Raw genomic sequence first — 10,322 nt, 5'->3', positions numbered from 1 at the left:
TCGCCGCCGGAGCCGGCGTGCAGGGTGTCGTTCCCGAGGTTGCCGTAGAGGATGTTCTGGCTGGCGTGCGCGGTGATCAGGTCGTCGCCCTGGCCGCCCACCAGCCAGTCGCCGCCGCCCGCGCCCCCGTCGATCGTGTCGCCGCCCTTGTTGCCGTTGATGTCGTCGAAGCCGGAGCCGCCCTGGATGGAGTCGTTTCCGTCCCCGCCGCGCAGGTAGTTGCTGCCGGAGAGCGCGGCGATGACATCGTCCTCGGCCCCGCCGGCCACGGTCTCGTTCGAGCCCTGCAGATCGCCGCTGGTCAGCAGGTTCGCGCCCGCGTCATCGGCGGCCTGCAGCCGGAAGCCGCCGCTCATCACGCCCACGCCTGAGACCTGGATCGAGAAGGGGCCGCTCGCCGGGGCGGTGAACTGAAGGTGGGAATCCAGCCCAAGGCCGCTGTCGTCGTCCTGCGCCACGACCGCGCCCGAGGCGTCGAGGACGCGCAGCAGCGGATCGGCCAGCGAGCCCGCGCCGTTGCTCAGCGCCAGGACGTCGATGACGTAGCTGCGCCCCGCCACCAGCGAGGCGCTGAAGGCATCCGTGGCGCCGAGCGCCACCGTGGCCATCGCCTGCGGCCCGACGGCCGGCGCGAGGTTGTCGACGACCGGGCCGCCGCGCAGCGCATCGAGGATCTCGCCGGCGATCTGCGCGTGCGCCTGGGCGGAGGGATGCACCTCGTCGAAGAACAGGAACCCGCTGCCTATGGGATCGAGATGGCCGGCCTGAACGTCCATCCGCGCCTGGGTCACGTTGGAGAAACCGTGCGCCGCGGGGTCGGCGATGACGTCATGGGTGTAGCCCTGGAAGTCGTAGTCCAGGACCGTCGCCCCGGTGGGCAGCGTCAGGTTCGCGAGGTCCGCCTGCAGCCGCGCATCGGCGGTCTGGACGTACTGCGAGGCGAGCGCCCGCCGCGTCGCTTCGTCGGGGACGCCCGTATACTCCGGCGTCAGGCCGACGTCGGGGATGTCGGCGACCACGATGTGCCGCGCGCCGCGCGCCAGAAGGTGCGAGACCTCCTGGGTGATCTCGCCGGCGATCGCGGTCAGCTGCGCATCGGCCGCGGCGCCGGTCACGACAGCGCCGCCTGTCGGCACGAGCGCGCGGATGTCGTTCGCGCCGATGACGATCAGGTAGAGCGCGTTCGGATCGGCGGTGAAGTTGTCGTAGATGGCGACCTGGTCGTGCAGGTCCGGCGGCAGGCTGTCGGGCTGGATGGCCATCGCCCCGCCATAGGCGAAGCTCAGGTTGACGCCGTCGGGCTTGCTGAGGAACGGGACCGAGAGGCCGAGCAGCGGGTCCTTGATCCCGAACGCGAAGGTCGGCTGCGTCGGCTCGTGCAGCAGCTTGTTGGCGATCAGGTCGGCGCCGTTGTAGCCGTCGGTGAAGCGGCCCTCGAAGTAGCCCTTGTCGGCGGTCGGCGCGCCGTCCGGCACGCCCACGAACGGCAGGTCGCCGATGAGGTCGGCGGCCCTGAGGTCGTTGCCTGGATCGACGAGGCTGTCGCCGAACACATAGACGCCTGTGTAGGCCGGCAGGGCGGCGCTGGACGCGATCACTGAAGGCAAGCTGACACCCCGGCACGCGAACTGACCGGCCAAGAAGGCCTCATCGCCCGGCCGCCGGGAAGCGCGGTCTGCGGCCAAGCTTGATGAACATTTCTTGAGGGGTCGCCCGACCCTCCCTACCTTCGTCACATGGTCGAGACGGCGGGAAGCTCGAAGCTGGAGGGCGTGGCGGCGGCGGCGGCCAGGCAGGCGCCGGGCCGCGGGCTGCCGCCGGTGCACCTGTGGAACCCGGCGCACTCCGGCGAGATCGACATCGTCATCCGGCGCGACGGGAGCTGGTGGCACGAGGGCGCCCGGATCGGCCGCGAGCGGCTGGTGCGGCTGTTCTCGACGGTGTTGCGCAAGGATCCGGACGGGATCTGGCTGGTCACCCCCGTGGAGAAGATGAAGATCGCCGTCGAGGACGCGCCCTTCGTCGCGGTGCGCGTGGATCGGATCGAGGGCGACGACGGCGAGCCGGCGCTCAGGTTCCTCACCAACGTCGGCGACGAGGTGGAGGCCGGGGCGGAGAATCCCATCCGCGTGGCGACCGACGCGGCCGGCGAGCCCAGACCCTATGTGCACGTGCGGCGCGGCCTCGAGGCGCTGATCAGCCGGCCGGTGTTCTACGAGCTCGTCGAGATGGCCGAGGACCGCGGCGGGCGCCTCGGCGTGGCCTCGCACGGCGCCTGGTTCGACCTGGGCGCGGCGGAGGGCCGGTGAACGCGCACACGCCCTCGGAGGAGCTGCGCGCCTGGATCGGCCGCCACCTCGACCCGCTGGAGGACGCCGAGGCGGCCGACGGGGTCGCCGGCCGCTCCGACTTCGACCTCAATCCGGAGCAGTGGCCGGCCCCCGATGAGCCGCTGACCCCGGCCGCGGTCCTGGTGCCGCTGGTCGAACGGCCGGAAGGCGTCTCGGTGCTCCTGACGCGGCGGGCCGACACGCTGCGGCGGCACACCGGCCAGGTCGCCCTGCCGGGCGGCCGGCGCGATCCCGGCGAGACCGCCTGGCAGACGGCGCTCAGGGAGGCCGAGGAGGAGATCGGTCTGCACCCGAGCCATGTGACCCTGGCGGGCCAGTCGACGCCCTATCGGACCGGCACCGGCTACCTGATCACGCCGGTCGTCGGGTTCGTGCGGCCGACGCTCTCGCTCAGGCCCAATCCGGACGAGGTGGCGGAGATCTTCGAGACGCCGTTCGGCTTCCTGATGAACCCGGCGAACTACGAGCAGCACGAGCGCACCCTGCCCACCGGCGAGGTCAGGCGGTTCTACGCCATGACGCACGAGAACCAGTACATCTGGGGCGCAACCGCCGGGATGCTCAGGGCGCTCTACGACCGCCTCTATGGAGCGGCGCTTGCTTAGGGTGCTGATCGAGCGCGGCGGGCTGTTCGCGATCCCCTTCGTGATCTGGCTGGTCTGGGCGATGTGGGCGAGGCGCACGGGGCGGCCGATGGGCGCGACGCCCTGGCCCTGGCTGTTCGCGGCCGGCGCCTTTTTGTTCGGCCTCTCCTTGATGGCCGGCGCCATCTTCCATAGGGACAACCGCGACGAGACCTACGTGCCCGCCCAGACGCTGGCGTCCGGCCAGGTGAGCCCGGGGCGCTTCGAGAAGCGGGCGCCGGCGCCGAGGTGATGGGCGGACGATGAGCGATTCGATCGGCCAGCGCCCATGGATGACCCAGCCGGAGACGGCGGCGGTGATGGACGCCCTCGAGGCCGCCGGCGGCGCGGACTGCGCCCGTTTCGTGGGCGGCTGCGTGCGCAACACCCTGGTCGGCCGGCCGGTGGACGACATCGATATCGCAACCGTGCTGCGGCCCGAGGCGGTGAGCGAGGCGCTCGAGGCCGCCGGTCTGCGCGCGGTCCCGACCGGCGTCGAGCACGGCACGATCACGGCCATCTGCAAGGGCCGGCCGTTCGAGATCACCACGCTGCGGCGCGATGTGACCACCGATGGGCGCCGGGCGGTGGTGGCGTTCACTGAGGATTGGTTGGAGGACGCCCAGCGGCGCGACTTCACGCTGAACGCCCTCTATGCGCAGCGCGACGGGACTCTCCTCGATCCGACGGGGCGCGGCGCAGCCGACGCCGAAGCGGGACGCATCGCCTTCGTCGGCGACCCGGAGCAGCGCATCGGCGAGGACTACCTGCGCATCCTGCGCTTCTTCCGGTTCCTCGCCTGGTACGGCAAGGGCGCGCCGGACGGGCCGGCGCTCGCGGCCTGCACGCGGCTGAAGGACCAGGTGGCGACGCTCGCCGCCGAGCGGATCTCCAAGGAGCTGCTGAAGCTGCTGGCCGCCGACGATCCGCGTCAGGCGACGGCGCTGATGCTCGAGGCCGGCGTGCTGGAGATGGTGCTGCCGGAACCGATCAACCTGGATCGCTTCAAGGGCCTGGTGGAGATCGAGACCGACCTCCTGTTCGAGGCGGACGCGATGCTGCGGCTCGCGGCGCTGCTGCCGGACGACCAGCTGACGGCGACCCGGCTGGCGGAGACCCTGCGGCTCTCGAACGCGGAGCGCGACCGGATCACGGCCGCGCTCGCCCCCACGCCCAGGCTGAAGAGCTGGATGAGCCCGCGGGAGATCCGGCAGGCCGTCTACCGCGAGGGCAAGGCCGCCTTCCGCGACCGCGCGAAGCTCGCCTGGGCGGCGGCGAACCGCACCGCCGTGACGCCGCAGTGGCGCGGCATGATCGCGCTCGCCGAGGGCTGGACCGTGCCGCAGTTCCCGCTCACCGGCGAGGAGGTGCTGGCCGCCGGAGTGCCGAAAGGTCCGATGGTCGGGCAGGTCATGCGCGAGGTGGAAGCCTGGTGGATCGACCACGACTTCATCGACGACAAGCTCTCGGCGATCGAGAAGCTGAAGGCCGTGGCCCAGGGGATGGCGTATTGAAGCTCGGCATCCTGAAGACGGGGCGGCCGCCGAAGCCGGCGATCGAGCGGTTCGGGACCTATCCGGACATGTTCATGAACCTGCTGGGCCGCGACGCCTACGCCTGGCGGACCTATGCCGTCGACGAGGGCGAGCTGCCTTCGCGTCCGGAGGACTGCGACGCCTATCTGATCACCGGCTCGTCAGCCGGCGTCTACGACCCGCTGCCCTGGATCGAAGAGGCGGCGGCGTTCCTGAGATCGGCCAAGGGCAAGGCGGCGCTGGTCGGCGTCTGCTTCGGCCACCAGCTGATGGCGCAAGCGTTCGGCGGGAAGGTGATCCAGTCGCCGAAGGGCTGGGGCGTGGGCGAGCAGGTCTATGAGATCCTCGAGGCCGAGCCGTGGATGGACGCGCCGCCCTTGCGCATCCGCCTGCCCGCCTCGCACCAGGACCAGGTGATCGAGAAGCCGCCGGCTGCGGACGTGTTCGCCGGCTCGGAGTTCACGCCCTACGCGGGCCTGGTCTGGCGCGACCAGCCGGCGATCTCCATCCAGCCGCACCCGGAGTTCGAGCCGGCGTACGCCATCTCACTGATCGAGCACCGCCGCGGCGACCGCTATGCGGACGAGCAGGCGAACGCCGCCATCGCCTCCTATTCCGGCCCCGACGACCGGTTGCGGGTGGCCGGCTGGATCGAACGCTTCCTGGCGCACGCAACCTCTTGACCCGCAACCCGGTTGGGGCTCGAAACGCACGGGGCGAATCGTCGGAGACGGGCATGAATCGCTGGAGGCTGCTGATCGTCGCGATGAGCGCTGCGGCCGCGCTGGCGGTGGGGCTGGGCGCCCAGGCCATGCCGCACGTCGACGACATCGACATCGCCGCCATCCTGCCGTTCGGGATGGGGATCTAGCTCACGGCCAGGCGACCAACGGCGGCATGGAGGAGAGGATGGTGGCGATGTTGCCGCCGGCCTTGAGGCCGAACATGGTTCCGCGGTCGTAGAGCAGGTTGAACTCCACATAGCGGCCGCGGCGGACGAGCTGTTCGCCGCGATCGGCCTCCGTCCAGGGCTCGTCCATCCGGTGGCGGACGATCTTCGGATAGACGTCCAGGAAGGCCTCGCCGACCGCGCGGGTGAAGGCGAAGTCGCGCTCGAAGTCGCCGGTGTCGTGGCGGTCGTAGAAAATGCCGCCGATCCCGCGCGGCTCGCCGCGGTGCGGCAGGAAGAAGTACTCGTCGCACCAGGCCTTGTATTTCGGATACCACTCCGGATCGAAGGCGTCGCAGGCCGCCTGCATGGCCGCGTGGAAGAGCTTCGCGTCGTCGGCGTCCTGGCTCCGCTGCTCGTCCAGCATCGGGGTGAGATCGGCCCCGCCGCCGAACCAGCTGACCGCCGTCGAGAGGAAGCGGGTGTTCATGTGCACGGCAGGCACGCGCGGGCTGCGCGGATGCACGATCAGGCTGATCGAGGCGGAGACGTAGCTCGGGTCCTCCGCCGCGCCCGGCATGGCCGCGGCCATCTCCGGGGAGAATCGCGCGGTGGCCGCCGAGGTGTGGACGCCGGCTTTCTCGAACAGCCGGCCCGAGAAGAAGCCGCCGATTCCGCCGCCGGAGCCGGTCTCGCGGGTCCAGGGGCGGAGATCGAAGCGGCCCGGGGTCTCGGGATAGAGCGTCTCCGGCGCCTCGTCCTCCAGCCGCTCGAGCTCCGCGCAGATGCGCTGCTGCAGGGCCTCGAACCAGGCCTTGGCGCGCTCGCGGCGGGCTTCGATCTCGGACGTCAGGTTGGGCATCGCCGTCCTGCTAGCCGCTTTCGGCGGCGCTTGGGAAGTCGGACGTCTGGCGAAGCGCTTCGGCGAGCGCCGTGGCGCTCGCGGGGAGGCGCTGCGAGTCTCGGATTTCGTGAGAAATTCGCCGAACGAGGAATCGGCCTTGGCGCCATAATCCATCGCGGCGCGGGAAATCGCGCGCGCCCAATGGGAAGCCGCAAGGCTCGATCAGATCGAGGCTGACGCCCAGGCGGACGCCCAACGCGAGGGCCGCGCCGAGGTTTTGCGGAATGTGCGGTTGAAAAAGCGCCAAACGCATTCTAAGCGATCCGCCACGGGATGGACCGGGGGGGCGGAGAGACGAATCACGGACGCGCGGCGCGAGGTCTCGCAAGCGCTTCGGGAATATTCGTCCTGCCCCAAACGACCTCCCGGCCAGCGGCCCTTTACCAGGCCTCTGGACGGGTCCAAAGGCTTCAGCGTCCCCGCCCGGGGGCCAGGAATTGAAGGGTAGCTTTGGTGTCTGACACCGCTCTTGGCGCAAACCCCGATCCGCTTGCGTCATCCGACGATCCCAATCGCCGCGATTTCATCCACATCGTCACCGGAGCCGCGGCCGTCGGCGCGGTGGTGTCGCTGGCCTGGCCGTTCATCGACCAGATGAACCCGGCCGCGGACACGCTGGCGCTGGCGCAGATCGAGTTCGACCTGACCAAGGTGCAGGAAGGCCAGCAGGTGGTGGTCAAGTGGCGCGGCAAGCCGCTGTTCGTGCGCTACCGGACGCCCAAGGAAATCGCCGAGGCGGTGCACGACGACCACGCCGACCTGCGCGATCCGGCGACCGACGAGAGCCGCCACAAGCCCGGCAAGCCGCAGTGGCTGATCCTGATCGGCACCTGCACGCACCTCGGCTGCGTGCCGACCTTCGGCGGCGGCGAGTACGGCGGCTGGTTCTGCCCCTGCCACGGTTCGGTCTACGACACCTCCGGCCGGATCCGGAAAGGCCCCGCGCCGAAGAACCTGGCGGTGCCGGACTACAGCTTCCTCTCCGACACCAAGATCAAGGTCGGCTGACGACGATGAGCGGACATTCCACTTACGAGCCGAAGACCGGTTTCGAGCGCTGGCTGGACATGCGGCTGCCGATCATCCGGCTGGCCTACGACAGCGCCATCACCTTCCCGACCCCGAAGAACCTGAATTACTGGTGGACGTTCGGCGGCATCCTGGCGCTGTGCCTGGGCATCCAGATCGTCACCGGCATCGTGCTGGCGATGCACTACGTTCCGCACGTCGACTACGCCTTCAACTCGGTCGAGCGGATCATGCGCGACGTCAACTACGGTTGGCTGATCCGCTACATGCACGCCAGCGGCGCCTCGATGTTCTTCCTGGCGGTCTACGTCCACATCTTCCGCGGCCTCTACTACGGCTCCTACAAGGCGCCGCGCGAGGTGTTGTGGATCCTGGGCTGCATCATCTACCTGCTGATGATGGCCACCGCCTTCATGGGCTACGTGCTGCCCTGGGGCCAGATGAGCTTCCACGGCGCGGTGGTGATCACCAACCTCCTGGGCGCCTTCCCGCTGGTCGGCAACGCCATCACGACGTGGCTGTGGGGCGGCTTCGCGGTGGACGACCCGACCCTCAACCGGTTCTTCTCGCTGCACTACCTGCTGCCGTTCGTGATCGCCGGCGTCGTCGCCCTGCACATCTGGGCGCTGCACGTGCCGGGCAACAACAACCCGACCGGCGTCAACGTGAAGTCGAAGGCGGACACCGTCCCCTTCCATCCGTACTACACGGTGAAGGACAGCTTCGCGATCGCGCTGTTCCTGATCCTGTTCGCCTTCTTCGTGTTCTGGTTCCCCAACGCGCTGCTCGCGCCGGACAACTCGGTGCGCGCCAACCCACTGGTCACCCCGCAGCACATCGTGCCCGAGTGGTACTTCCTGCCGTTCTACGCGATGCTGCGTTCGGTGCCGAACAAGCTGGGCGGCGTGATCACGATGTTCGGCGCCATCGCGCTGCTGTTCGTGCTGCCGTGGATCGACACCTCGAAGGTGCGGTCGATGCGCTACCGGCCGACGATGCGGCTCTACTTCTTCATCTTCATCGCCGTCTGCCTGGTCCTGGGCTGGTGCGGCGCCCACGAGCCGGCCGACGCGGTGATCCCGAACGTCACCACCTTCACGCTCGGCGACTACGACCTGAACTCCATGGTCTGGCTGTCGCGGGTCGCGACGCTCTACTACCTCGCCTACTTCCTGATCATCACGCCGGTGATGGGGCTCACCGAGACGCCCCTGCCGATACCGGAGTCGATCTCCGAGCCGGTTCTGTCGCATCCCGCCAGCGGTCCCGTCGCGGCCGCCGCGGCCACCAAGAAGGGTTGAGCCTCAAGATGCTGCGCAAAGGTATCGCGCTCGCGGTGTTCGGGCTCGCCTTGGTCGGGACGCCGGCGCTGGCGGCCACCACCAGCGAGGAGCCGAAGGACATCCACTGGTCGTTCGAGGGCCCGTTCGGCAAGTTCGACGCCGAACAGCTGCAGCGCGGCTACAAGGTCTATCGGGAGGTCTGCTCGGCCTGCCACTCGATGGACCTGATGTACTTCCGCAACCTCGGCCAGAAGGGCGGCCCGTTCTACGACCCGAAGTACCCCAACCCGATCCAGAACCCGTACGTGAAGTCGCTGGCCGCCGACATCAAAGTCAAGGACATCGACTCCGAGACCGGCGACGACATCCAGCGCCCGGCGACGCCGGCCGACAAGTTCCCGGCGCCGTTCCCGAACGAAGCGTCGGCCGCGGCGTCGAACGGCGGCAAGGCGCCCCCGGACCTCTCGGTGATGGCCAAGGCGCGCGAGGGCGGCCCGGCCTACATCTATTCGATCCTGACCGGCTTCGTGCCGCCGCCGCGCGGCCTGAACGTCATGGCCGGCCGCTATTACAATCCCTACTACCCGGGCGACGTGAGCTCGTTCTGGACCGGGCCGAAGGACCAGGTGCCGAAGGGCGGTTTCATCGCCATGCCGCCGCCTCTCGCCCCCAACAAGGTGACCTTCGACGACGGCACGCCCTCGACGGTCGCCAACGAAGCCCGCGACGTCGCCGCCTTCCTCGCCTGGGCCGCCGAGCCCAAGATGGAGGAGCGCAAGGAGTTCGGCCTGGGCGCGATGATCTACCTGCTGATCTTCACCGGTCTGCTCTATGCGAGCTACCGGCGGATCTGGCGCGACGTCTCGCACTAGGACGGCGGTCCGGCGGCGTCGCCGGCGCGATCAGCAGGCGTCCGTGCGGGAAGTCGAACCGCAGGCGATAGCGGGCGAGCAGCGGCGCGCCGATCTGGCCGGCGAGCGCCGGATCCAAGGCTTTGATCAGGCCGGCCGGCAGGTCCTCGTAGAGATCGTCCGCGAAACCCAGGGCGCGCAGCTTCGGGCGCAGCACGCCGTAGGGATAGAGCTCCTTGGACGCGCCGGCGACAGGCGCCTGGGCCACCGCATCGCTGAGCCGGACCGGCGTGTCGCCGCCGGTCGCCAGCGCGAAGGCGCCGCGCCACGCCCGCGTCCCGTCCGTGACCGCGACCTCCGCCGTGGGGACCCCGGCGATCCAACGCAGCGGCAGGACGGCGCTGGCCGGAAAGCGGCGGCCGCGCCTGCGCCGCAGCGCCACGCGGCAGGGCGCGAAGCTGACGTCGAGCACGAAGTCCTTCAGCAAGTCCGCGCCGATCACACCGGCGATCGGCGTCGGAAGCGCGCCGGTGCGCAGGTCGAGGGTCGCGACCCCGACCGGGCGGTCATCGAGGGTCAGGCCGGCCAGGCGCACGCGACCGGTGAGCGCCGTCGCCGCGAAGCCGGCGCCGCCGGCCTGGGTGTCGGCGAGCTGCGTCGTGGGGGTGGCCGTGTCGAGCACGTAGTCGCCGGCGATCCCCAGCACCTCGGCCGGCACGACCACCACGCCATTGTCGAACCAGCACGCCGTCCCGCCCGCGCGGGCCGCGGGGGCGGCCGCCACGGCGGCCAGGACGAGAAGCGGGAGGGTGAGTCGCACCTGACCTTGGACGATAGCCAAGCGGGGCGCGCTCGGC

General features: G+C 70.0%; 13 protein-coding genes. 9 read left to right on the top strand and 4 right to left on the bottom strand.

Annotation, left to right across the window (positions count from 1 at the left end; genetic code table 11):
- On the bottom strand, window positions 1-1,598 hold a 1,598-nt coding region (locus Q0W60_RS08530), incomplete at its 3' end, for an SGNH/GDSL hydrolase family protein (protein WP_297694535.1).
- A gap of 138 nt (window positions 1,599-1,736) precedes the next feature.
- Here Q0W60_RS08530 and Q0W60_RS08525 point away from each other — a divergent pair.
- From Q0W60_RS08525 to Q0W60_RS08500, 6 genes are read left to right on the top strand one after another with little or no spacing between them, the layout of a single operon-like run.
- Entirely contained in the window at window positions 1,737-2,309 is a 573-nt protein-coding gene (locus Q0W60_RS08525; RefSeq protein WP_297694529.1) for a DUF1285 domain-containing protein, read from the top strand.
- A complete protein-coding gene (locus Q0W60_RS08520; RefSeq protein ID WP_297694527.1) occupies window positions 2,306-2,956 on the top strand; it encodes a CoA pyrophosphatase in 651 nt (216 codons plus the stop codon). The genes Q0W60_RS08525 and Q0W60_RS08520 overlap by 4 nt, the downstream gene beginning before the upstream one ends.
- Entirely contained in the window at window positions 2,949-3,227 is a 279-nt protein-coding gene (locus tag Q0W60_RS08515; protein WP_297694525.1) for a hypothetical protein, read from the top strand. Before Q0W60_RS08520 ends, Q0W60_RS08515 begins: the two co-directional genes overlap by 8 nt.
- Before the next feature lie 10 nt (window positions 3,228-3,237).
- Window positions 3,238-4,488, top strand: coding sequence for a CCA tRNA nucleotidyltransferase (locus tag Q0W60_RS08510; RefSeq protein ID WP_297694523.1), 1,251 nt, complete (start codon window positions 3,238-3,240; stop codon window positions 4,486-4,488).
- Window positions 4,485-5,192, top strand: coding sequence for a type 1 glutamine amidotransferase (locus Q0W60_RS08505; RefSeq protein ID WP_297694521.1), 708 nt, complete (start codon window positions 4,485-4,487; stop codon window positions 5,190-5,192). Before Q0W60_RS08510 ends, Q0W60_RS08505 begins: the two co-directional genes overlap by 4 nt.
- A gap of 53 nt (window positions 5,193-5,245) precedes the next feature.
- Window positions 5,246-5,380, top strand: a complete 135-nt coding sequence (locus Q0W60_RS08500) for a hypothetical protein (RefSeq protein WP_297694519.1) — start codon at window positions 5,246-5,248, stop codon at window positions 5,378-5,380.
- A 1-nt stretch (window position 5,381) separates the two neighbouring features.
- Here the strand turns inward: Q0W60_RS08500 and hemF are convergent, their stop codons facing one another.
- Window positions 5,382-6,260 (bottom strand): oxygen-dependent coproporphyrinogen oxidase, encoded by an 879-nt coding sequence (gene hemF, locus Q0W60_RS08495; RefSeq protein WP_297694533.1) that lies wholly within the window; start codon window positions 6,258-6,260, stop codon window positions 5,382-5,384.
- A 10-nt stretch (window positions 6,261-6,270) separates the two neighbouring features.
- On the bottom strand, window positions 6,271-6,555 hold the full coding sequence (locus tag Q0W60_RS17390; protein ID WP_366075349.1) for a hypothetical protein: 285 nt from the start codon (window positions 6,553-6,555) through the stop codon (window positions 6,271-6,273).
- 200 nt (window positions 6,556-6,755) lie between these two features.
- On the opposite strand from Q0W60_RS17390, the gene petA reads away from it, so the two are divergent.
- From petA to Q0W60_RS08475, 3 genes are read left to right on the top strand one after another with little or no spacing between them, the layout of a single operon-like run.
- A complete protein-coding gene (gene petA / locus Q0W60_RS08485) occupies window positions 6,756-7,310 on the top strand; it encodes a ubiquinol-cytochrome c reductase iron-sulfur subunit (protein ID WP_297694518.1) in 555 nt (184 codons plus the stop codon).
- A 5-nt stretch (window positions 7,311-7,315) separates the two neighbouring features.
- Window positions 7,316-8,632 carry a cytochrome b/b6 gene (locus tag Q0W60_RS08480; protein ID WP_297694516.1) on the top strand — a complete coding sequence of 439 codons (1,317 nt, stop codon included), beginning with the start codon at window positions 7,316-7,318 and terminating at the stop codon, window positions 8,630-8,632.
- Between the two features lie 8 nt (window positions 8,633-8,640).
- Window positions 8,641-9,486 carry a cytochrome c1 gene (locus Q0W60_RS08475; RefSeq protein ID WP_297694514.1) on the top strand — a complete coding sequence of 282 codons (846 nt, stop codon included), beginning with the start codon at window positions 8,641-8,643 and terminating at the stop codon, window positions 9,484-9,486.
- On the opposite strand, the gene Q0W60_RS08470 is transcribed toward Q0W60_RS08475, so the two are convergent.
- Window positions 9,431-10,285, bottom strand: coding sequence for a hypothetical protein (locus tag Q0W60_RS08470; protein WP_297694512.1), 855 nt, complete (start codon window positions 10,283-10,285; stop codon window positions 9,431-9,433). The two genes, Q0W60_RS08475 and Q0W60_RS08470, sit on opposite strands and share 56 nt — an antisense overlap.
- Between the last annotated feature and the right edge of the window lie 37 nt (window positions 10,286-10,322).

It is taken from the genome of Phenylobacterium sp. (assembly GCF_025934275.1).
Classification (GTDB): Bacteria; Pseudomonadota; Alphaproteobacteria; order Caulobacterales; family Caulobacteraceae; genus Phenylobacterium.
The sequence above is the reverse complement of the archived record's forward strand: the minus strand, read 5'-3'. Positions and strand labels throughout refer to the sequence as shown.

Excerpts from the sequence above, each read along its gene's own strand:
- hemF (WP_297694533.1), bottom strand. The coding sequence starts at position 6,260 with ATGCCCAACCTGACGTCCGAGATCGAAGCCCGCCGCGAGCGCGCCAAG.
- Q0W60_RS17390 (WP_366075349.1), bottom strand. The coding sequence starts at position 6,555 with ATGCGTTTGGCGCTTTTTCAACCGCACATTCCGCAAAACCTCGGCGCG.
- Q0W60_RS08475 (WP_297694514.1), top strand. The coding sequence starts at position 8,641 with ATGCTGCGCAAAGGTATCGCGCTCGCGGTGTTCGGGCTCGCCTTGGTC.
- Q0W60_RS08525 (WP_297694529.1), top strand. The coding sequence starts at position 1,737 with ATGGTCGAGACGGCGGGAAGCTCGAAGCTGGAGGGCGTGGCGGCGGCG.
- Q0W60_RS08480 (WP_297694516.1), top strand. The coding sequence starts at position 7,316 with ATGAGCGGACATTCCACTTACGAGCCGAAGACCGGTTTCGAGCGCTGG.
- Q0W60_RS08500 (WP_297694519.1), top strand. The coding sequence starts at position 5,246 with ATGAATCGCTGGAGGCTGCTGATCGTCGCGATGAGCGCTGCGGCCGCG.
- Q0W60_RS08510 (WP_297694523.1), top strand. The coding sequence starts at position 3,238 with ATGAGCGATTCGATCGGCCAGCGCCCATGGATGACCCAGCCGGAGACG.